The organism is Blautia wexlerae (assembly GCF_013300825.1).
Lineage (GTDB): Bacteria > Bacillota > Clostridia > Lachnospirales > Lachnospiraceae > Blautia_A > Blautia_A wexlerae_B.
This window is the reverse complement of sequence record NZ_JAAIMY010000033.1, coordinates 1-23695: the sequence shown is the minus strand read 5'-3', so window position 1 is coordinate 23695 and position 23695 is coordinate 1. Positions and strand designations below refer to the sequence as shown.

Below are 23695 nucleotides of genomic sequence, written 5' to 3'. Positions count from 1 at the left end.
TTGTATTATGAACTTATTTTGTACTTATCAAATGGAGAGGAAGCCATATGGAAAAAGATAAACATCTTGGTCTTCGGATTGATTCTGAGACGCACGGAAAACTGAAAAGTCTTGCTGAATTTGAGGGGCGTTCTATCAATGGAGAAGTGCTGTATCTGATTCGTCAGGCGATTGCTCAACATGAGAAAAATCATGGCACATTAAATAAATAGGAAGATCATACATCGGGCTGGTGAGTTCCGGTGTATTTTTATGCCAATTTAAAAAGTATCAAATGATGATACTTTTAGAGGAATCAGTGATACTTTACGGCAGGTATTTGAGATACCCTTGATACTTTGGACTGTTATACTGATTATGCTGGAAATAAAAGAACAGCAGGAAAACTTCATATGATTATTAGAAAAGCTCTTTCGGGTTAGCACCTCGGAGGGGCTTTTTTTGTTGCCCTGAAATTTTGATTTCCGGCCAATAAGCCACAGGTCTGCCTGATCTGGTGGCCTGAAAGGAAATCAGTACGCATGATCAGAGACATCAGAAGGAGCCGGTCTCCTCCGCTCCTGAATTTGGAACACGCAACAGATTTCAAATTCAGGAGGAACGGACGATGTATGTAGAGCATCCATATAAATTCAATGACAAATTTTATGCAAAAGTTGATGGGAAATTTTATGAAATAACCAGAGAGGTAGCCAAGGCAATGCTTTCCGCTTACCGTAATGAAGTTTACAGAAGTAAAAAGTGGCAACCAGAAGATCCGGAAACCATGACAAGAAAAACAAAGTGGACGGAGCTGTTGGATTGTGTTTTCAGTGAGAATACAGATGGAATCGGAGTGCAGGATTTACCGGATGAGGGACAGCGGAGCGTAGAAGATCTGGTAATTCTGCAGGCTGAATCAGCAGAACTGCATCAGAATATCGCAAAGCTGTCAGAACATGAGCAGTTTATTATCAAATCCATCTACTTTGAGGGCATGAAGCAGGTAGAACTGGCGAAAATACTGGGAATTTCAAAGGTTCGGATGTCTCAGAAGGTCAGCGCAATCTTAAAGAAAATGCGGAAAATGTATGAAATGGGTTAAAGAGTGGGAACGGCACTCTTAACTTTTTCACGAGTTTTGTATTTAGAAATAAAATCAAAACAGATAGAAAGAGAGTGAAAATATGGCAGAAAAAAGATGTTATACGGTGAAAGATTTACAGGAAATGCTGGATGTAAGCAGATCAACGGTCTATAAATTGCTGAGACAAAATGAGTTCCGTTGGATTCAGTTAGAAGGCGGTGGATACCGTATTTCCAAGAAGAGTTTTGACGAGTGGCTGGATAAGGGAAATGCTTCTGTGACATCCTAAATTTTTTGCGAATTGTGAGATATGATTTAAGAAAAATAAATGGAAGGAGAGTGAAACAAGGCAGTGATACAAAGAGTTGGATCGCCGGCAAAACCCCGAAAGTGGATGAGTGTCCACGAGATGGGGGATATGCTGGGATTAAAGAAGACGGATCGTTACTGGCTGGTTCATAAAAACTATTTTCGGACAGAAACATTGCTTGGAAAGATGAGGGTTGAAATTGCCAGTTTTGAAAAGTGGTATGCCAATCAGGACTGGTATCACAAAGTCAATGGGGAAGCACCGGGAAAAGAGTTGAGGCTCAGATCTTATTCCCCAAAAGAAATACAGGAAATGCTGGGGACGGACAACGCAACGGTATATGAGATATTGAAGAAAAACAATATTGAGACAATTACAGTGAATGAAAGAATGCGAGTGCCGACGGATGCTTTCTGGGACTGGTATCACAGCCAGTCCAGATACCGTACACAGGAAGATCGTAAGAAAGATGCAGCTGCAGAGGCAGCCAGTCTAAGTATGCCGGAAATGGCCCGGCTGCTTGACGTTCCACGAAGTACCGTATATGGAATCCTGAGCAGTAAAAAATATGCCCCATTGCTGGACGTCATTGTAATTGCCGGACGGAGAAGGGTGACAAGGGAGAGCTTTGAGCGATTCTTGCAGGCACAGGATACCTATGAGCTGTTTAATTTTGAATATGAAGAATTGGAACTGGAAGAAAAACGGGAATATGAGAATTATAAGCGAAGATGCCTTGCAGAAGCAGATCACAGACAGGAGAAAAAACGTCTGGAGTATCTGACAGTGCCGGAAGCGGCAGAACTGGCAGGAGTGGAGCCTGCAACTATCGCTTTTTGGTATACAACAGGAAAAATACCGATTCGGAAAACAGGAAAGATTATTCGTATTCCAAGAGAAGCGTTTAGACAGTGGTTATTGAAGCGGAAGGAAAAGGGGGTGGTATCCGTTTAAGATTTGGATGGATCAGGAAATGATTCGGCTCAGTGCGAGTGTTGAGAAATACGGAATCATAAATCCACTGATTGTACGACCGATTCAGGATGGTGTTTATGAGATTATCTCCGGACACAGAAGAAAGGCAGCTGCTGAAAAGTTTGGTTACAGGAAGGTACCGGTCATTATCAGAGTCATGTCAGATGATGAAGCAGTAATTAATATGGTGGATTCCAATTTACAGAGGTAGCAGATCACATTCAGTGAAAAGGCTTTTGCTTATAAGATGAAGAATGAAGCTATGAAGCGAACCGGAGGAAGAAGAAAAAGTAGCCAGTCTGACTACCCGTTGAAAGGAAAAAAGACAGTAGAAATCATTGGTGAAGAATTTGGTGACAGTGCAAAACAGGTACAGCGGTATCTGAAGTTGACGGATCTGATTCCTGAGTTACTGGAAAAGCTGGATAACGGAGAACTTTCATTTAACCCGGCTGTGGAACTTTCGTATTTAACGATAGAGGAACAAAAGGAATTTATAGATGCTATGGAGTATACACAGGCAGTCCCATCCATTTCCCAGGCACAGAGAATAAAGAAATTAAGCCGGGAGAAAAAGCTGACTGGAACAAAAATGAGAGAGATCATGGGTGAGATCAAAAAAGGGGAAATTACCAGAATGATGTTTAACAACGAACAACTGTATCGGTATTTTCAGAAATCATATACCCCGGCAGAAATGAAAGAAGAGATACTGAGTATTTGTCATAGACATATGTCTTGAAAAAATAATAGCGGAACAATATGTTGCTGTGATATAATAAAATGTTCGGAATACTTGGAAGAGAATGAAGAGAGGATATGAGTGAACGACATGAAGAAAACAAAAGAAGGAGTTAATTTGAAGAAAAAGAAATTCCTTAGACTGAAGAATACAGGTAGTATCCTTGTGCTTATGGGGCTTTTGATAATTTTTGTAATAGCACTGTACACATTTATCCTGCAAAGTTCTTACACTAAGACCGCCCTTGAAACAGAAATCACACGTGACAAAGCGAGTGCAGATGCAGTACACAAACTTGTGAATGGAAGCATCGGCAAAAAAGATTTTGATCAAATCAAAGATCAATCTGATGAAAAGAAGCAAATATATAAGGATATTTCTTCATATTTCAATGAAATCAGAACACTGAATTCTACTCGATATATTTACACTGCTACAAAAAATGAAGAAGGAAAACTCGTTTATGTGGTAGACGGTTTGAATTCGGATGCGGATGATGTAAGACACCCTGGAGATTATATTGAGGAAGAAATGGTTCCGTATATTGATCGAGCTATTTCTGGGGAGTATGTGTACTCTCAGGATATCATTGATACAACATGGGGTCCGATTTTTACGGCTTGCTATCCTGTAAGTGCAAATCATGATGGGACAGGAGAAATCATTGGCGCATTTTGCATTGAAATGGATATGCAATCAGCTTATGGAATGGTTGAAAAGACGAATCATATTTCCATCATCTGCGGTTTAGTCGCAGGAGCTGTATTGCTTTTAATCTGTCTATATACCTATTATGTTTACCAGAAAAGCAAGGAAGAAGAGCAAAAACAAAAACAATTATTAATGAACGCCGCTGAGGAAGCAGATGCTGCCAACAAAGCAAAATCTGCGTTTTTGCTTAGTATTAGCCATGACATCAGAACGCCGATGAATGCCATTATTGGATTTACAAACATTGCGCTTCACCAGAACACGGTTTCAGATATTCATGACAGCTTGGAGAAAGTTCAAGAAAGTTCGAATCATCTTCTCTCTTTGTTGAATGACGTTCTGGATTTTAGTCGCATTGAAAGTGGAAAAGTTACTATTTCGCTCGAGCCAGTGGACATTACTCAATTGACAGATAACGTCCAGGCGATTATGAATGGACTTCTTTATAACCGAGATCTTAAGTTTGAAGTACATAGAGAAAGACTAAAGAACCCATATGTCCTTGCGGATGTTACACGTATTCGAGAAGTTCTGGTGAATCTTCTTGGTAATGCTGTGAAATTCACAAAGGACGGTGGAAAGATTACTTTGGACACCAGCAGTTACCCCGGAACGGATGAGAAACATATCATAATTCGTTATGTTGTTCAAGATAATGATATTGGCATGAGTGAAGAGTTCCAGAAAGAATTATTCAAGCCGTTTTCACAAGAAGATAATGCTAATGCCAGAACCGAATATAAGGGAACCGGTCTTGGTATGGCCATCACAAAAAAATATGTGGATATGATGGGTGGTTCAATTGCTGTTGAGAGCCAAAAAGGTGTAGGTTCTACATTCACAGTGGAAATCCCAATGGAGTTGACAGAAAAGGTTATTCAATCAGAACAAAAACAACATCTACATAGAGATTTGACGGGTATTCATGTTCTTATGGCTGAGGATAATGATCTAAATGCTGAACTTGCTACGATAATACTGGAAGATGCTGGTATGACCGTAACATGCGCATCAGATGGAAAAGAAGTCGTGAATTTGTTTAAAAATCATCCACGAGACACATACGATCTTATTTTGATGGATATTATGATGCCAAACATGGATGGACATCAAGCAACGAAAGCCATTCGAGCCCTAGGTATAGAGAGATCCGATGCAGTTACGATTCCAATTATAGCTTTGTCTGCAAATGCTTTTATAGATGATATTCAGGAATCCCTGGATTCAGGCATGAATGACCATATTTCCAAGCCGATTAACATGGAGGAATTAACTGATACAATCGCTAAATACATTAAACGTGACACATGTTTGGCAAAGGAACTGAAGCAGAAACAAAATGACGGATAAATGCCGGAGCACCAGGAAAATCGCATCATTAGTGAGAAAAAAATGACGGTATCTGAATCCCTTATAACAAAGTATTTAAGCATTGTCTAAAAGATCAGATGTTAATAAAAGAATACATTAAATAATAAAAAAGGAATGCAAAGAGGTGGAACTGTATCTGGCCAGGAAAGGCAGTGCAGTTTCGCCTTTTTTGTGCTGTCCTTTTCCTTTCATTCCATGTAAAAGTTGGAACTACGGCGGAGCCACTATAACAGGTGCATTTGTTTCTTTATTCTTTCAGTTCATAGTTATATTGGGGACATGATGATAGAAGAAGCTCCAGAAGAGATTAAAAATTTCCGATTGGATCCTTTTGAAATGAAAGTTCAGGGGCTCGACCGTACGCTTGTAGATAAAGTTTTTGCTATTTGTGACTATTATATGCAGGACAGAGTAAAAAAACATTCATGGCATGTTTAATAATGAGAGAAAACAATTATAAACCACAGATTCCAGATGTGATGGAAGCAATATTCGATGCAGCGTATTTGATTTTTGACTTATAGCAATCCTCGTAAATAATGCATTTAAGACAGTTCAGCAGAGTGCGAAAGCAAGGAAGATATTTGCAGATGGACGGATATTGGATTCAGATCGAAAAAAGAACTTTTCTCATACAGGTATATGATTTATAATCATAATAAAAGGAAGATACTATAGTAATTCTTGTAAATAATGCATATTGATTCAGCTCATCAGAACATGAAATCCTGTTGAACTGTCTTAAATGCATTAATTAAGAGGATTGTTAAACAGTGGCAACCGATGTTTCACGTGAAAACGAAAAGGATGGGATGACTATGAAAAATTACTCAGAAGATGTAAACAGACAGTATCATATTCAAGTGGCAAATGGTGAAGTGGGCCGTTATGTGATCCTTCCGGGAGATCCGAAAAGATGTGTAAAGATTGCACAGTATTTTGATAATCCTGTACTGATTGCAGACAACAGGGAATATATCACTTATACAGGAACACTGGATGGAGTGAAGGTAAGTGTAACGTCAACCGGTATTGGTGGCCCATCAGCGTCCATTGCAATGGAAGAGCTGTATCGCTGCGGAGCGGATACTTTTGTCAGAATCGGAACCTGTGGTGGAATGCAGACGGAAATAAAAAGTGGAGACATTGTGATTGCAACAGCAGCAGTACGTATGGAAGGAACAAGCAGAGAATATGCGCCAATTGAGTATCCGGCAGTGGCAAACCTGGATGTGACCAATGCTCTTGTCGAAGCTGCAAAGGAGAAGGGATTTGTATATCATACAGGTGTGGTACAGTCTAAAGATTCTTTCTATGGGCAGCATGAGCCGGAAGCAATGCCGGCAGGTTATGAGTTGATCAATAAATGGGAAGCCTGGAAACGAATGGGATGTCTTGCTTCTGAAATGGAATCTGCGGCACTTTTCATCGTAGCCGGTAAACTCAGGGTGAGAATGGGTTCCTGTCTGTTGGTATTGGCAAATCAGGAGAGAGAGAAGCTGGGTCTTGAGAATCCGGTTGTACATGATACAGACATGGCAATCCGGGTAGCTGTAGAGGCAATCTGCAGAATGATTAAAGAAGATCAGGGACAAGTTCTGTAAGGACGGAGGTGACAGAGAATGCAGAATCTGGAAAAATCAATGATCAGCAAACTGATTGAGACTGCAATGGAACAGCTCAAATTTTCTTATACATCTTATTCAAATTTTAAGGTTGGTGCATCATTACTTACAAAAAACGGACAGATTTATACAGGGTGTAACATTGAAAATGCAGCATATACACCTACGAACTGTGCAGAACGAACCGCAATTTTTAAAGCAGTGAGCGAAGGCGTCAGGGAGTTTGACGCAATTTGTATTGTGGGTGGAAAAGCTGGGATTTTGACAAAGTATACAGCTCCCTGTGGTGTCTGCCGTCAGGTAATGATGGAGTTCTGTGATCCGGAGACATTTCGGATTATTCTGGCAATAGATAAAGAACATTATGATATCTACACACTGAAGGATTTGCTACCGCTGGGATTTGGACCACGGAATCTGATAAATTCCCGAGAGATATAAGGTAAACTTCCATCATTGCGAAAAGTAAAAAAGTGAATGACGAATGAAAGGGAACAGGAAAAGGTCAGCGATTAATAAAATGTAAGAGAAGGAGTAAACATAAATGAAAAATTACGACAGAATTTTTGTAATTGTACTTGATTCTCTGGGGATCGGGGCAATGCCGGATTCAGCAAAATTTGGTGACATCGGGGTGGATACTTTTGGACATATTCTTGAGAAAATGGGTTCTCTGGAGATTCCAAATCTTAGAAAACTGGGAATGTTGAATCTTCATCCGGCAGGAAAAATGGCGGGTGTTGAGAATCCCAAGGGGCGATATACGCATCTGGGTGAAGCTAGCAATGGAAAAGATACCATGACCGGACACTGGGAGATGATGGGAATCAAAACAGAAAAACCATTTAAAACCTTTACAGAAACAGGGTTCCCGCCGGAATTGATCGCAGAACTGGAGAAAAGATGCGGAAAAAGAGTGATAGGAAACAAGAGCGCAAGCGGAACGGAGATTATTGAGGAACTGGGTGAAGAGGAGATTCAGACGGGTGCAATGATTGTTTATACTTCAGCAGATTCTGTTCTTCAGATTTGCGGAAATGAAGAAACCTTTGATCTTCAGAATCTGTACCGCTGCTGTGAAATTGCAAGAGAAATTACCATGAAGGATGAATGGAGAGTTGGCAGAGTTATTGCAAGACCGTACATTGGTAAGAAAAAAGGTGAATTTAAACGTACCAGTAACCGTCATGATTATGCATTGAAACCCACCGGACTTACCACGTTAAACGTGTTGAAAGATCATGGATTTGATGTGATCGGTGTTGGAAAGATTCATGATATTTTTTGCGGAGAAGGCATTACAGAAACTCATCATTCAGACAGCTCTGTACATGGAATGGAGCAGACAATTGAAATCTGCAAGAGAGATTTCAGAGGGTTATGTTTTGTTAATCTTGTAGATTTTGATGCATTATGGGGACACAGAAGAAATGTGGAAGGTTACGGAAAAGAGATTGAGAAATTTGACAAAAATCTGGGTGTGTTGTTAGAAGAAATGAGAGAGAATGATCTGCTTATTCTCACTGCAGATCATGGAAATGATCCGACTTATACAGGAACTGACCATACAAGAGAATATGTACCATTCATTGCTTACTCAAAGAGAATGAAAAATGGCGGTGCGATAAAAGATGAAGATACTTTTGCTGTGATCGGTGCTTCTGTGGCGGAGAATTTTGGAGTGCCAATGCCTGAGGGAACAATTGGACATTCTGTTTTAAAAGAGTTAATGTAATAACGATTGTAAAAAAAGACAGGAATATTGAAAACAGGCGTTTTCAATCTCCTGTCTTTTGTGCTAAAATAGGAAAAGAATTTATCTGACTAAATCGTTAAAGAGAGACAAGTGATAAATTGTAAAAAGATAAAATGATACAGAAAGGAAACAGTTTTTATGGAAACAGGAACAATTTTTAAATTTCATAATGACCTGGATACAGACCAGATCATAGCATCACAGTATCTGTTACTTCCTAATCTGGATGAGATGAAAGGTCATGCATTTGAATCTCTGGATCCGGATTTTTCAAAGAAAGTAAAACCGGGAGATTTCGTGGTAGGTGGAGAAAACTTTGGATGTGGTTCTTCCAGAGAGCAGGCGCCTGGTGTTCTGAAAGCGTTGGGAGTACAGGCAGTTGTAGCAAAATCTTTTGCACGAATCTTTTACAGAAACTCTATTAATATTGGTTTGCCGGTAATTGTCTGCAAAGATCTTCCGGACGAAGTAAATACCGGAGATAAGATGGTTCTTCATATGTCAGAGGGAACAGTTGAAGCTAACGGAAAAACATATTCCTGTACAAAGCTTCCGGAATATATGCAGAATATTTTGAATCAGGGTGGTCTGATCGCATCTCTGAACAAGGAGGAGAAATAAAATGGGAATGACAATTGCAGAAAAGATTATTGCTGCGGCAGCAGGTGTTGACAGCGTAAAACCGGGAGATATTCATACAGTTAAACTCGATCGTCTCATGAGTAATGATGGAACCACACATCTTACGGTTGATATGTATAACAATAAATTAAAAAATCCGCACATTGCAGATACAAGTAAGCTGGTGTTTATCGTGGATCATAATGTACCATCTGACAGCCCGAAAACAGCAGCATCCCAGAAGAAGATGCGAGATTTTGCAAAAGAACATAACATTGATTTCTGGGAAGGAAAAGGTGTCTGCCATCAGGTTATGATCGAGAATTATGTCCGTCCGGGTGAACTGATCTTTGGTGCAGACAGCCATACCTGTTCATACGGTGCGTTAGGCGCATTTGGAACAGGTGTAGGATGTACAGATTTCCTTTATGGTATGGTAACAGGTACTTCATGGGTACTGGTTCCTGAGAGTGTAAAATTTAATCTGACAGGTAAACTTCAGGAAGGAGTTTACGCAAGAGATCTGATTCTTACAATCATTGGGGAAATCGGAGCAAATGGATGTAACTATCAGGCAATGGAATTTACAGGCGAGGGTGCGAAAACACTCAGTATCAGCGATCGTATGGCGCTTTGCAACATGGCAGTAGAAGCCGGTGCAAAGACAGGTATCTTTGAAGCAGATGAGAAAGCTATTGAATACCTGAAAGAACATGGACGTGAGCCAAAGGCTGTATATCACAGTGATCCGGATGCAGTTTACGCGAGAGAATATACATTTGATTTATCAAAAGTCCGTCCTGTAGTTGCGAAACCTGATTTTGTAGACAATGTTGTGCCAGCAGAAGAAGCCTGTGGAATTGAAATCAATGAAGCATTTCTGGGATCCTGCAACAACGGACGTATTGAAGATCTACGTGTCGGTGCAGAAATCATCAAGGGCAAGAAGGTTGCTGAGGGCGTCAGATTCCTCGTTGTGCCTGCAAGCCAGACTATTTACCGTCAGGCATTAAAAGAGGGACTTATTGACACGTTTATGGAGGCTGGAGCCATTGTTATGAATCCGAACTGCAGTGTATGCTGGGGAAGCTGTCAGGGTGTGATCGGTGAGAATGAAGTTCTGATCAGTACAGGAACACGTAATTTCAAAGGTCGTGCAGGACATCCAAGCTCCAAAGTATATCTGGGATCAGCCGCTACTGTTACAGCATCTGCCATTACAGGAAAGATTGCGCTGGCAAGTGAGGTGTGATGCTAATTATAAATGTTTCACGTGAAACATTTAACCGAATCAAGTAAATTTCCTGCGAAGGTTGCGAAAAGCAATAGACAGCAGGTGGAGATTTGTTTGTATCAGGAGGAGAGCAAGCTCATCCTGATAAACTGCGGAGTAGTTATTCGGTATGGTATATCACAATTCGTTTGAATGAATTTTAACTTGTGACTGTGAAAGTACTGAACAGTTACAAGTGAAGATAGAAGATAAGAGGTAAGATTATGGAAAAATTCACAGGAAAAGTGTGGGTTCTGGATGATGACATTGATACAGATATTATTATTCCAACAGAATATCTCGCACTGAAAACAATCGACGATATGAAACAGTACGGATTCAGTCCTCTGCGTCCGGAACTGGCAGGACAGATTCAGAAAGGCGACATTATTGTTGCAGGAAAGAACTTTGGATGTGGTTCTTCCAGAGAACAGGCACCGGAAATTATCAAAGCACTGGGAATTCAGTGTGTAATTGCCAAATCTTTTGCGAGAATTTTCTTCAGAAATTCTATTAATAATGGTCTGTTACTGATCGAGCAGCCAGATCTTCATGATGATATCAAAGAAGGTGATGAAGTCACTGTGGTAATGAATGAACATGTAGATTACAATGGAAAACAGTACCCGATTGCTTCTCTTCCGGAAAATCTGATGAGCATTATTCAGGCTGGCGGACTTGTAAAAGCCATGCGCAAACTGAATGGGCTGGATTGATTTGGAAAGGAGAGGAAAATGGGCGAGACAGTTATTGAGAAAATTATAAGAAACAATGTTGGAAAAACAGTAAAGCCTGGAGACATTGTAACGGTCAATGTAGACAGGGTTATGATTCATGATATATTTATTCCATTTGTAGCAGAAAAGTTTGAAGAAATGGGCTTTACGAAGCTCTGGGATCCAGATAAAGCAGTACTCATATATGACCATTTGGTTCCTGCAAGTCAATTAGATGATACCAGACATTTCCATGCGGGAGATGCTTTTGCCAGGAAATATGGCATGAAAAATGTTCACAGAAGTGATGGAATCTGCCACCAGTTAATGACAGAGGCAGGTTATGTAAAACCGGGAAATATTGTATTTGGTACAGACAGTCATACCACTACCTACGGATGTGTAGGCGCTTTCTCTTCCGGTATCGGATATACAGAGATGGCAAGTATTCTGGGAACAGGAACTATGTGGATCAAAGTTCCTGAGACAATTAAAGTTGTGATCGAGGGAGAACTTCCGGAAAATGTTATGTCCAAAGATATCATCCTGCGTCTGATCGGTGATCTGGGAGCTGATGGAGCTACATACAGAGCACTTGAATTTACTGGCAGTACAGTAAAGAGTATGACAGTAGCAAGCCGTATGACTATGGCAAATATGGCGATTGAGGCAGGTGCAAAATGTGCGCTGTTTACACCGGATGAAAAAACTGCAGAATATTGTGATATAGAGTTGAATGAGTTCCAGAAGAGCCTTACAGGAGATGAAGATGCAACCTATATGAAAACAATCACTTATCGCGCAGAGGATTTTGTACCGGTTATGGCATGTCCGTCTCAGGTAGATAAGATTAAAAATGTAAGTGAACTTGAAGGAACAGAAATAGATCAGGTATTTATCGGTTCCTGCACAAATGGCCGTCTGGAGGATCTCAGAGCTGCAGCGGAGGTGTTAAAGGGCAAAAAGGTAGCAGATTACGTTAAATTGATTGTAACTCCTGCAAGCCGTAAAATATACCGTCAGGCAATTGCAGAGGGAATTATGGATACTCTGGCAGAGGCAGGTGCAATGATCACACATCCCGGATGTGGATTGTGCTGTGGACGTGCAGGAGGTATCCTTACCGATGGTGAACGTGTAGTAGCTACAAATAACAGAAATTTCCTTGGTCGAATGGGAACATCTAAGGTAGAGATTTACCTTGCATCACCAAAAACAGCAGCAGCGTGTGCAATTGCTGGTAAAATTGTAAATCCAGAGAAATAAAACGGACGATAAAACGAATGCGACATAAATCGTACAGATAAGCAACAAAACTACAGAATAACAAAAGAATAAAATTAACGGATAAGTCCACTGCATTATTTATAAAAAGAGTAAGCAGTGGACTTATTTTATGTTATAGGAGATTACTTTGTAATGTCCCTATAACATACATAAAGGCGCAGAGAAAGTAAAGCCTTCCGGGCAGGAGTGCACTGCTGTGTAGAGGAATTATGTCGCTGAAGTACCTGCCGCAGACGGAGAATCTTGCTTGCAGGATTTTTCTTGTGTCAGAGAATGACACTGTAATATGTTTCATATCACATAATAAATTATCTGACGGGATAATAAGTAAAGAAAGGACGGGGAAAAGCATGTAAATTTGATTGTATAGAAAAAGTTTCTTAGACAGAATTGTCCAGTAGGAGTCTGATCTTCGACTAAAACATACGCTTTTTGAACTTAAAATTGAACAAATAGAATCTGCTAAATGAAGTAAAAATCGTGTAGATAAAGGGAATATCAAAGAGATAAAAAAACAAATTGAACAAAAACTAAACTAAAATAAGAGAGAGTTTAATTTAAGTTCAACATGTAGTTAAAAACAAAATTAAACTAATTGAACCAATATAACAAGATGATTGATGAGTTCAACATGGTTCAATAAATAATGAACTGCAAAATGAACTAGGTATTGAACCATACTAATAAAATTGAAAATAATGAAATTTACTGTTGAATTAATAGTTCAATTATAGTATAATAGCAAAGAAAAAAACTTGAAAAAGCTGATAAAATGCGGGTTTGAAAAATGAACAGAACATATATTTGCATATAATGCAGGAAGAAATATATTTGAACTTGATTAATGTCTGTATGCATTTTGATTCCCGTATAAACGATATAATATATCTGTTCTTTCTATAACAATAAATATATGCGAAGGAATTAAGAAATATAACAATAACCATTGATTAGAACAGGGTAATTCTTTTTACAGAAAACGGAGATAGTATTTATGAATAATATATTTGCTGAACGATTAAAAAAAGCGATGGAACAGAAGAATATGAAGCAGATCGACCTTGTAAAAAAGGCGGCAGAGCAGGGCGTGAAACTTGGAAAGAGCCATGTGAGTCAGTATCTGAGTGGAAAAACAACTCCCAGATCAGAAATTCTTAATTTTCTGGCGGCAACATTAGGGGTAGAAACTGAATGGCTGAAAGGAACCGATGTATCTGTAGACACTTTAAAGAAAGAGACAAATGAGGCAGGATTTCAAATGGAAAATATGAAATTTGATTACAATTATAATAATATGAAAGAAAATGACAGAGAGGCAGTTGAGGAAGCACAGGTTCGTGAATTTAAAAAATCGTCTAAGCTGAATAATGTGTTATATGATGTAAGAGGGCCGGTTGTAGAAGAAGCTGCACGTATGGAAAACGCAGGAACTCAGGTTTTGAAACTTAATATCGGAAATCCGGCACCGTTTGGATTCAGAACACCGGATGAAGTGATTTATGATATGAGACAGCAGTTGACAGAGTGTGAGGGATATTCCCCTGCAAAAGGTTTATTTTCTGCCAGAAAAGCAATTATGCAGTATGCACAATTGAAAAAGCTCCCTAATGTATCTATTGAAGATATTTATACGGGAAATGGCGTCAGTGAACTGATTAATCTCAGTATGTCAGCTCTGTTAGATAATGGAGATGAGATTTTGATTCCATCTCCAGATTATCCGTTGTGGACAGCATGTGCAACTTTAGCTGGTGGAAAAGCAGTACATTATATTTGTGATGAACAGGCAGAATGGTATCCGGATATGGATGATATCAGAAGAAAAATTAACAGCAGAACAAAAGCGATTGTTATTATAAATCCGAATAATCCGACAGGTGCGTTGTATCCAAAAGAAATATTACAACAGATAGTAGATATCGCAAGAGAACATAATCTGATAATTTTCTCTGATGAAATTTATGACCGTCTTGTAATGGACGGAGCAGAACATATTTCTATTGCTTCAATGGCTCCTGATTTATTCTGCGTAACATTCAGTGGTTTATCCAAATCACATATGATCGCAGGCTTCAGAATCGGCTGGATGATTCTCAGTGGCAATAAGGCAATTGCAAAAGATTATATAGAAGGAATTAAGATGCTTTCTAATATGAGACTTTGTTCCAATGTTCCGGCACAGTCAATTGTCCAGACTGCGCTAGGGGGACATCAGAGTGTGGAGAGTTATATTGTTCCTGGCGGACGTATTTATGAGCAGAGAGAGTATATTTATAATGCATTGACGGATATTCCGGGAATTACTGCTGTGAAACCGAAAGCTGCATTTTATATGTTCCCTAAGATTGATACGAAGAAATTTAATATTGTAAATGATGAGAAATTTGCATTAGATTTATTAAAAGAGAAGAAAATCCTGCTTGTACATGGCGGTGGATTTAACTGGCATCAGCCGGATCACTTTAGAGTGGTTTATTTACCCAGAATAGAAGTATTAAAAGAAGCAGCTGGAAAAATCAGAGAGTTTTTGGAGCATTATCAGCAGGAAATTTAACCGGATCAGAAAAATTCTCTGCTTCGATTGTGAATATTTGTTTGACTCAAATCAAAGAAAGCTCCAGCTTTGATTATGAATAAATATCTGATTGGAATTGCTATAAAAACAGGAATTATGTTTCACGTGAAACATAATTCCTGTTTTTCATATAGGAGCAAGAAATATTTGTTTCACGTGAAACATGTTGATAAAATTTTATGAAAAATTAAGTGGTGAACAGGCATCAGATGTGATAAACTATGTTTAACGCGTTATTTGCGAAATGGTTATTGTATATCTTATAGATCTGATAACAGTAAATGAAGTTAGGCACAAATAGTATTTTGCCCCTGATATCATCAAATGATGCCGAAATATAAATTTCTGGAGGTATAATGAGAAATGGAAAATGAGGAAAAAAACCAGACAGAACAGGATGAGAAAGGCCAGTCTGTGTGGAAAGAGTTGTGGGACTATGCGAAGATTATCCTTGTAGTTTTTGTTATAGCATTCCTGTTGGGACACTTTGTGTATATTAATGCAAGAGTGCCATCAGGTTCTATGGAAGAAACAATTATGACTGGTGACAGGGTATTTGGGAATCGTCTGGCATATGTAAAAGATGATCCGAAGAGATTTGACATTGTAATATTTAAATATCCGGATGATCCATCTCAGCTTTTTGTAAAACGAGTAATTGGTCTGCCGGGAGAAACAGTAAACATTGTAGATGGAAAAGTGTATATCAACGATTCAGAAGAGCCACTGGATGACAGCTTTTGTCCAGAAGCACCGGAAGGAAGCTTTGGACCGTATACGGTCCCGGAAGGATGCTATTTCATGTTAGGTGATAACAGAAATCACAGCATGGATTCCCGCTATTGGCAGAATCCGTTTGTGGAGAAGGATGCAATAGAGGCAGAAGTAGCAGTTCGTTACTGGCCATTAAATAAAATAGGAACCATAAAATAATTAAAAAAGACTGTTGAAATCAGAAAATCATATATGAGTGATCTGATTTTGACAGTCTTTTCTTGTCTGAAAATTTTTCAAATGTTATACTGTAAATCAGGAGACTGCTTATACAGAAAATGTTATAAAAGAAGGAGAGAAAAAAATGAAGAGATGGAAGAAGTTTATAGTAATGGGATTAGCAGCATCTATGGTAGTTCAAACCTGTGTGTCTCAGACATTGTGGGCGTCAGAGTTTTCGGCGGACGGTATTGGAGCGGTTACAGATACTTTTGGAGATGGTACAGAAAATGAGATGGAAAATAAGATATCTAATGAAGATAACGTTGGAGATACATTTGAAACAGGAGAAGTAATAAATCCGTATACTGCAGAAAAAATTTCAGATAAAAAAGATGAACAGAAAGAAATTGATTCAGATGATCCAGATAAGCAGGAGTCGGAACAGTTAGAACCAGAAGATTCGGTGAATGCCGGGCAGGCTGCTGACGGCTATATAATGCAGCTTTATAGTGATGATAAGTTAAAAAAAACATATGTAATATCATATGTGGATGCTGATGCTGCGAAAGCACCGGAAGCATTAATAGGAAAAAATGGTTATATTTTTAAAGAGTGGAATACAAAAGAGGATGGTACTGGTCGAAAGTATAAGCCAGGAGATTCTATTAAAGAACTTCTGAAAATATCAGATGCAGAAATACAAAATCAGAAAACAGAGGATGAAAGAGAAGCAGGCAGCGAATTGTCTTCAGCTGGAGAAATAAATATAAATTTAGAAAGAACGGAAAATACAAAATCAGAAGAGGATTTGGCACTGACTGAAGATAGTGCATCTGCTGCACAAAATGAAACAACAATAACATTATATGCGATTTGGGAGAAAGCACCATCATATAAAATCACATATAAATTGAATAAGGGAAAAAACAATGTTTCCAATCCAAAAACTTACACTGCGGAAGATGAAATAAAATTGAAGGATCCAACACGTTCAGGATATCATTTTGCAGGCTGGTATTCTGACAGTAAATATAAAAAGAAGGTCAGTACGATTGAAAAAGGAACAAAGGGTACGCTTGTTTTATATGCAAAATGGATTAAAGAGGTTAATGCCTCAGTAAAGGCAGCAACGCTGACTTCACTGAGAGGAATGAAAGCAAAAACAATCAGTGCCAGTGTAACGATTCCTGATTATGTAAAGAGCATTGATGAGTATTATTATCTGGTATATGTGGATTCTAATTCCGGAAAGGTAAAAAAAACAGCAGCTCAGGTAAGGAAACCGGAAAAAGCAAAAGCGAAAATTACATTCAAGCTGGATGTTACCGGACATCCGGAATATGTGCAGGGAAAATTTGCTGTTGCAGTAAAGAAATCCAAGACAGCATATACGTTGATAAGCGGCAAAAATTACGTAAGTAGTCCTGAAAAACTCAGTATTAATAAAACAGCATATTTTCTGCCGAAAACAAAAAAAGGAATTCAATCTACCAGTGTCAGTCAGGTAACGGAGACAAAGTCAAAAACGGTGTTTTTTAATCTTTTTGCATCGGATATTATGCGAACCGGATATGGCGCAGAGGCATATCAGTACAATGGAAAAACATATTATTTCAGCGGGTTGTATAATTTTCAGGATTTTGTCCGGCAGTGTAATGCAAAAGGAATCCAGGTTACCGCACAGATCAGTCTTGACAGAAATTCATATACGCAGGATCTGACAACAGGACAAAGTCCTTATGGGGAAACGGCCTTTTATGGCTGGAATACAGGGAACAGTGCTGCAAGAGAAAAGATGGAAGCTGCATTTGCATATCTGGGTGAAAAATTTGGAAGCAATGACTGTTATGTAAGTAACTGGATTCTGGGAAATGAGATTAACAGTGCCAGTCATTATTATTATGTAGGAAATGTCAGTTTTTCAAAATATATTTCCATGTACAGTGAAGCTTTCAGATGTTTGTATAATGCAGTGCGTAGCAGTCGGGAAAGTTCAAAGGTCTTTATCTGTCTGGATAATTGCTGGAATCAGAAAAATATATTTACGGTTTGTTATACGTCCAGGTCAACATTAGACAGTTTTGCATCAAATATTTCACACTTGCAGAAGGGCATAAACTGGAATCTGGCATATCATGCATATAGCCAGCCGCTTACAGAAGCGAAGTTCTGGTCAAGTGTTAATGCACCATTATTGAGCAGCAACGGGAATACGGCAACATTTATTACCATGCATAATATACAGGCTCTTACCAGTTATGTAAAAAGTAAATTTGGTTCCGGCACACGTGTGATTCTGTCTGAACAGGGATATTCATCTTCTTCTGGTGGACAGTCAGCTCAGGCTGCATCTATGGCTCTGGCATATTACAAAGCAGCCTGTGATCCGATGATTGATGCATTTATTATAAGAAGTTATCAGGATGAGGATCATGAAGTTGCACAGGGGCTGGCATTGGGATTAAAAGATGCCAGAGGAAAGAAGAAGACGGCCTATAATGTATTTTGTAACATGGACGGGGTAAATTCCCTGAAATATACAAAAAAAGTTCTGAATAATCAGGTTGGTAACTGGAAAGCGCAGGTTCCCGGATATACAGCTAAAAAGGTGTCGGGTATGTACAGGAAGTAAAGAGGAATATTGATCAGACAAGTAAAATAATCACAGATTAAACACATTTTTCCCACACAAAGAACACAAATGATTTCTATACTTAGAAGCATCAAAAGGAAACAGAGATAAATAAACATGAAACATGAATTCAGCTATGAGCAGGAAATGAATTAAATTGTAAATATCTGTCAGAGTTGTTTCATGAATGACATAGATTCAGGGAGGGACTTTATTATGATGAATAAAGATAACAGAAATGACAAAATCAGAAAGATTGCAAAGAAAGGTCTTACACTCAGTTTATGTGCAGTGCTTGCAGGAGGACTTGCAGCAGGAAGCTTTGAGGGAATAAATAAACTTACAGGATGGAATGGAGCTGCAACAGTAGAAGCTGCTTCTAAAGATGAGACAACTTTGACATATGCCAAATCCGAAAAGAAAGAGAATGCAGATGACAGTGATTCCAAGACAGATGACAGCAAAGATACAGCCAGTACAGCAAAAGGAAGTTTGGACGTGTCTGAAATTGCATCAGAAGCACTTCCATCTATTGTATCTATTACAACTAAGTCAGTTCAGGAAGTACAAAATTATTTCGGAATGTATGGAATGTATGGATATGCGCCACAGCAGCAGGAACAGGAAGTAGAGGGCAGTGGTTCAGGTATTATTGTTGGTAAGAATGACGATGAACTTCTGATTGCTACGAACTATCATGTAGTAGAAGGTGCAGATACATTGTCAGTTGCATTTACAGATGGAAATGCAGTAGAAGCATCTGTAAAGGGATTTGATGAAGAGAGAGATCTGGCAGTTGTATCTGTATCCCTGGATGATGTTGATGATGATACAATGGATGCTATTTCAATTGCAAAGATTGGAAGTTCTGATGACCTGAAGGTAGGTGAGCAGGTAATTGCAATCGGTAATGCACTTGGATATGGACAGTCTGTTACAACCGGTATCGTAAGTGCCAAGAACCGTAGAATGGACTCTGACAATAACACGGTAACAGATGGAAGCGATGACGACAAAGGTGACGGTGTAAATCTGATTCAGACAGATGCAGCTATCAATCCTGGTAACAGTGGCGGTGCTCTTCTGAATATGGAAGGCGAAGTTGTAGGTATCAATTCTGCGAAACTTGCTTCCACTGAAGTAGAAGGTATGGGTTATGCAATTGCAATTTCTGATGTAACTGATATTCTTCAGAATCTGATGAATGAAACATCAAGAGATAAACTGGATGACTCTGAACATGGTGTACTTGGAATCAAGGGTAATTCTGTAAGTTCTGAAGCAGTTCAGATGTATGGTATTCCGGCAGGGGTTTTTGTAAAAGAAGTAACAGAGGGTGGAGCTGCTGATAAGGCAGGTCTGAAAGCCAATAGTGTTATTACCGAATTTAATGGTAAGGCTGTTTCAAGTACTGATCAGTTAATAGAATATCTTTCTTATTATGAACCAGATGAAGAAGTAGAACTGACTGTACAGGTTCCTCATGGAACAGGCTATAAAGAAGAAACTGTTAAAGTAACTCTGGATGAAAATACAGATGCTGATGACAACAGCAAGAAAGATAAAAAAGATTCAAAAAAATCTAAAAAAGATGCAGATGAAGACTCAGATGTAAACGAAGATTCAGACAGTGAAGATGATATGGAACCTGGTGACACAGATGAAAGCGAGAATCCATTTATCCAATATTTCCAGAATCAGGGATTCTTCAGATAAATAATATCAGAAAGTAAAATTGTAAAATATACGGATGTAAAATCTGTGACATTGCGGAGGTGTTTGTTTTATTTAGTGAGAAAAGCACTTTCATATGTGAAAAGTATTACATATGAAAGTGCTTTTCTGTTTTGCTTATATTTTTTTGTGAAAGATTCTGTAGTTCTTTTGTGAAAGAGCACTTGAGAATGGCTATATGGTGTGATAAAATAATACCATTGTGGAAACGGACGAATTGTGAAATTGCAGGATGAGGATAAAGAGGAGAAAAATATGACAGTAAAAGAATGTTATGAACAGATGGGTGCAGATTACGAAAGTGTACTTGGAAGACTGAGAAGTGAGGTACTTATTAAGAAATTTGCAAAAAAATTTCTGGATGATGGAAGTTTTCAGAGTCTGAAAGATAATCTGGCACAGAAAAATGGAGAAGAAGCTTTTCGTGCAGCTCATACTTTAAAAGGTGTATGTCAGAATCTTGGATTTGATAATCTGTATAAACCAAGCTTTGATATTACAGAGAAGCTCAGGGGAAGAGATACAGAAGGCTGTGAAGAACTCCTGGCAAAAGTGGAAGAGCAGTACAATAATACAGTGGATGCAATCCACATGATGGACTGATGAGAGCTGCTGTTTTTGATGTAGATGGAACTTTACTGGATTCTATGTCAGTGTGGGAGGATATTGGAGAGCGTTATCTTGCAGACCATAAGATTGCAGTGAGAGGAAATCTTCGGAATGCTCTGCGTACTATGAGTCTGGAGCAGGGTGCTGCATGGCTGAAGGAAGAATATCAGTTGAAAAAGTCTATTCCGCAAATTATAGAGGAAGTTCTGAAAATTGTGAGTAATTTTTACAGGTTTGAAGCACCACTGAAATCAGGAGTGAAAGAAACTTTGGAATGGCTTAAAGAGCGAAATGTGAAGATGGTGATTGCAACTTCCGGAAACAGGAAACTGGCAGAAGCAGCACTTGAGAGAAATGGGATTCGAGATTACTTTGAGCAGATTTATACATGTACAGAAGTCGGTGCCGGAAAAGATGAGCCGTTGATTTATCTGAAAGCAGCAGAATTTATGCAGGCAGAACCGAAGGATACAGTTGTGTTTGAAGATGCGCTTCATGCTGCGGAAACTGCAAAGCAGGCCGGATTTGTGGTCATTGGTGTTTATGATGAAGAAAACAGGGCGAATATTTTCAGAATGAAGGAAGTCTGCGATTGTTATTGCGACACGATGGATGCGGCAATTGATTGGATGAAAAGTAAATAATACTTTGCAGAGTAAGAGTCTGTGGAATAAGTGTAAGGATCAAAAATAAAAAGAAGAGGTTTCGTTAAATTTTGTGATAACGAAATCTCTTCTTTTTATTAATGTATCTTATGGTAATTCTTTTAAATGTATTATTTACGAGGATCGCTTTAGTACCAACGTGTCATTGGAAGATCATTATTAATTCCTTTGGTCATAAGAATCTGGTGAAGATCAATAATTCCGTTGTGAAAAGTAGCTGCACATGCGGACAAGTAGAGATTCCACATACGCAGGAAAGATTCATCAAACATAGACTTTTCCCTTTCAATGTTATCGAGGAAATTCTTTTCCCAGTGAAGCAGGGTTTTGTTATAGTGAAGGCGAAGATTTTCAATATCCAGAGTATGGAAATTATCTTCTGCCATGTGAGTCAGAATTTCTCTGAGACTTGGAACAGTTCCGCCTGGGAAAATGTATTTCTTGATCCATGGATCGCCCGGATGTTCTTTGAGGGCACTGATAAAGTGAAGAAGGAATAATCCACCAGGTTTCAGGACTTTTTCTACGCAATCAAGGAAAAGTTGGTAATTGTCACGACCAACGTGTTCCAGCATACCTACACTGACAACCCGGTCAAACTGATAATCGTGTTTTGGCAGATCACGATAATCCATCAGTTCAACGGTAAGATAATCTTCCAATCCCTGATCTTTGATTCGTTTCTGAAATTCTGTATACTGTTCATGGCTTAATGTGATTCCGGTGCCATGTATTTTGTATTTTTTGGCTGCTTCAATCAGCAGAAAGCCCCATCCACATCCAATATCCAGAAGACTCATACCTTCTTCGAGATGTAATTTCTTCAGAATATAGTCTACTTTATTTACCTGTGCCTGATATAAAGTATCATCTTCATGGATGAAATAACCACAGGAATAACTCATGGTTTCATCCAACCATAATTTATAAAAATCATTTCCTATATCGTAATGACTGGTGACTTCTTTTTCCTGATTCTTTTTTGATGTGGAGCTGAACATGATTTTTTTCAGAGCGGATTCATTGGTAGAAAATTTACCCATCTGTCCCAGAAAATGGTCTAGTGCTTCATAAAGATTTCCCTCGATGTCAAGATCACCACGCATATAAGCTTCTCCTAATGCAAGAGAAGTACTTTTGACAAGATCCGAAAGGGGAATGGTCTTTTTAAAATTTACTGTAAATGTAGGTTCGCCTTTTCCGATATGATATTCAGAGTTCTTAAACTTTATCAGAAATGGATAATCTGTAAAGCGTTCAAGGAACTGTACCATTGCTTTCTCTTCGGTCTTTTCTTCTAATGTCTCAAACATAATAGTTTACCTCCTTTAACACAGAATTATGATACACCTTGACAGGGTGTTTGCGTCAAGAGGAGAATTGTACAAAAAGAAAGTGGTAAGACCCAAAATATATGTATAAATATGTTATATGTTGTAAAGGGGAAAAGGGGACGCAGCCCCAAACAATTCTCTTCGGCTCGGTTTCAGGTCTTAAGAAAAACTAAGCCCGGGAAGATCAGCTAAAAGCATTCGCAGATAACTCAAACTCGCCGCGAAGCGGCTCAGACAGTGAGTGATCTGCGAATAACGCAGATTTCCCGGGGCTAAGTTTTTCTAAAGGCCCTGCAAATGTCGCCGAAGAGAATGATTTGAGCTTGCTGGCTGTTGGCTGTGACAGAGATGGCTGAAAGAGAAGCGGGATGGTGGTTTGTTAGTTTGGCGGAATAGAAAAGTTTCCTATATATAGTATGAAGGGGACGGAAAAGCTGGGGATGTTGTGTATATATGGTATGTGTATGCTTCATGATATAGGAAGGATAGATAGGGGGGATGGTTGGAATTCAGGTGTCAGATGAGATGAATGTCTGATGTGAGATTGGTGGATCCTGGGATGGAAATAAAAAAGTTTGTCAAATTATGAAATTAACTGTTGACATGGACTGCTTTCGGTGTTATATTAGTTGAGCTGTCGGAAATAATTGTTTCTTGAAAAGAGACAATTCAAAATGATTTCTGAAAGAAAAAAAGAAATTAAAAAAAGTGCTTGACAACTTAAAACGAATATGTTAAAGTAATCAAGTCGCTTGAA

General features: G+C 38.8%; 21 protein-coding genes. 20 read left to right on the top strand and 1 reads right to left on the bottom strand.

All coding sequences use genetic code 11. From position 1 onward, the window contains the following. The first annotated feature begins 47 nt into the window (after window positions 1-47). From G4417_RS13950 to G4417_RS13855, 20 genes are all read left to right on the top strand, one after another. Window positions 48-212: an Arc family DNA-binding protein gene (locus G4417_RS13950; protein WP_005423682.1), complete on the top strand. Its 165-nt coding sequence runs from the start codon at window positions 48-50 to the stop codon at window positions 210-212. A 395-nt stretch (window positions 213-607) separates the two neighbouring features. After that, complete coding sequence (locus tag G4417_RS13945) at window positions 608-1084, top strand: sigma-70 family RNA polymerase sigma factor (RefSeq protein ID WP_173683922.1); 477 nt, start codon at window positions 608-610, stop codon at window positions 1082-1084. Between the two features lie 82 nt (window positions 1085-1166). Beyond that, on the top strand, window positions 1167-1355 hold the full coding sequence (locus G4417_RS13940; RefSeq protein ID WP_055057014.1) for a helix-turn-helix domain-containing protein: 189 nt from the start codon (window positions 1167-1169) through the stop codon (window positions 1353-1355). A gap of 129 nt (window positions 1356-1484) precedes the next feature. Then, on the top strand, window positions 1485-2330 hold the full coding sequence (locus G4417_RS13935) for a helix-turn-helix domain-containing protein (protein WP_173717695.1): 846 nt from the start codon (window positions 1485-1487) through the stop codon (window positions 2328-2330). Between the two features lie 7 nt (window positions 2331-2337). Then, window positions 2338-2562: a ParB N-terminal domain-containing protein gene (locus G4417_RS17020; RefSeq protein WP_243872160.1), complete on the top strand. Its 225-nt coding sequence runs from the start codon at window positions 2338-2340 to the stop codon at window positions 2560-2562. Window positions 2563-2598: 36 nt separating this feature from the next. Beyond that, complete coding sequence (locus G4417_RS13930; RefSeq protein ID WP_243872159.1) at window positions 2599-3093, top strand: hypothetical protein; 495 nt, start codon at window positions 2599-2601, stop codon at window positions 3091-3093. A gap of 90 nt (window positions 3094-3183) precedes the next feature. Beyond that, entirely contained in the window at window positions 3184-5154 is a 1971-nt protein-coding gene (locus tag G4417_RS13925) for a response regulator (RefSeq protein ID WP_173683920.1), read from the top strand. 839 nt (window positions 5155-5993) lie between these two features. Further along, complete coding sequence (udp, locus tag G4417_RS13920; RefSeq protein ID WP_173683919.1) at window positions 5994-6779, top strand: uridine phosphorylase; 786 nt, start codon at window positions 5994-5996, stop codon at window positions 6777-6779. 18 nt (window positions 6780-6797) lie between these two features. Then, complete coding sequence (gene cdd, locus G4417_RS13915) at window positions 6798-7241, top strand: cytidine deaminase (RefSeq protein WP_173683918.1); 444 nt, start codon at window positions 6798-6800, stop codon at window positions 7239-7241. A 103-nt stretch (window positions 7242-7344) separates the two neighbouring features. Next, window positions 7345-8535 (top strand): phosphopentomutase, encoded by a 1191-nt coding sequence (locus tag G4417_RS13910; protein WP_008708264.1) that lies wholly within the window; start codon window positions 7345-7347, stop codon window positions 8533-8535. A gap of 159 nt (window positions 8536-8694) precedes the next feature. Beyond that, window positions 8695-9177, top strand: coding sequence for a 3-isopropylmalate dehydratase small subunit (gene leuD / locus G4417_RS13905; RefSeq protein WP_008708263.1), 483 nt, complete (start codon window positions 8695-8697; stop codon window positions 9175-9177). A 1-nt stretch (window position 9178) separates the two neighbouring features. After that, window positions 9179-10429 carry a 3-isopropylmalate dehydratase large subunit gene (locus G4417_RS13900; RefSeq protein ID WP_173683917.1) on the top strand — a complete coding sequence of 417 codons (1251 nt, stop codon included), beginning with the start codon at window positions 9179-9181 and terminating at the stop codon, window positions 10427-10429. 245 nt (window positions 10430-10674) lie between these two features. Beyond that, a complete protein-coding gene (locus G4417_RS13895) occupies window positions 10675-11166 on the top strand; it encodes a 3-isopropylmalate dehydratase small subunit 1 (RefSeq protein WP_022380260.1) in 492 nt (163 codons plus the stop codon). An 18-nt stretch (window positions 11167-11184) separates the two neighbouring features. Continuing rightward, window positions 11185-12432: a 3-isopropylmalate dehydratase large subunit gene (locus tag G4417_RS13890; protein ID WP_173683916.1), complete on the top strand. Its 1248-nt coding sequence runs from the start codon at window positions 11185-11187 to the stop codon at window positions 12430-12432. Between the two features lie 1015 nt (window positions 12433-13447). Further along, window positions 13448-15007, top strand: a complete 1560-nt coding sequence (locus G4417_RS13885) for an aminotransferase class I/II-fold pyridoxal phosphate-dependent enzyme (protein ID WP_173683915.1) — start codon at window positions 13448-13450, stop codon at window positions 15005-15007. Between the two features lie 384 nt (window positions 15008-15391). Continuing rightward, window positions 15392-15961, top strand: a complete 570-nt coding sequence (lepB, locus tag G4417_RS13880) for a signal peptidase I (protein ID WP_173683914.1) — start codon at window positions 15392-15394, stop codon at window positions 15959-15961. Window positions 15962-16106: 145 nt separating this feature from the next. After that, window positions 16107-18596, top strand: a complete 2490-nt coding sequence (locus G4417_RS13870) for a DUF5722 domain-containing protein (protein WP_202048539.1) — start codon at window positions 16107-16109, stop codon at window positions 18594-18596. A gap of 216 nt (window positions 18597-18812) precedes the next feature. Then, on the top strand, window positions 18813-20312 hold the full coding sequence (locus G4417_RS13865) for a S1C family serine protease (protein ID WP_173683913.1): 1500 nt from the start codon (window positions 18813-18815) through the stop codon (window positions 20310-20312). Window positions 20313-20585: 273 nt separating this feature from the next. Next, window positions 20586-20933: an Hpt domain-containing protein gene (locus G4417_RS13860; RefSeq protein ID WP_173683912.1), complete on the top strand. Its 348-nt coding sequence runs from the start codon at window positions 20586-20588 to the stop codon at window positions 20931-20933. After that, window positions 20933-21583 carry an HAD family hydrolase gene (locus G4417_RS13855; RefSeq protein ID WP_243268887.1) on the top strand — a complete coding sequence of 217 codons (651 nt, stop codon included), beginning with the start codon at window positions 20933-20935 and terminating at the stop codon, window positions 21581-21583. Before G4417_RS13860 ends, G4417_RS13855 begins: the two co-directional genes overlap by 1 nt. Before the next feature lie 149 nt (window positions 21584-21732). Here the strand turns inward: G4417_RS13855 and G4417_RS13850 are convergent, their stop codons facing one another. Further along, window positions 21733-22917 (bottom strand): SAM-dependent methyltransferase, encoded by a 1185-nt coding sequence (locus tag G4417_RS13850; RefSeq protein ID WP_173683911.1) that lies wholly within the window; start codon window positions 22915-22917, stop codon window positions 21733-21735. Window positions 22918-23695 lie beyond the last annotated feature (778 nt).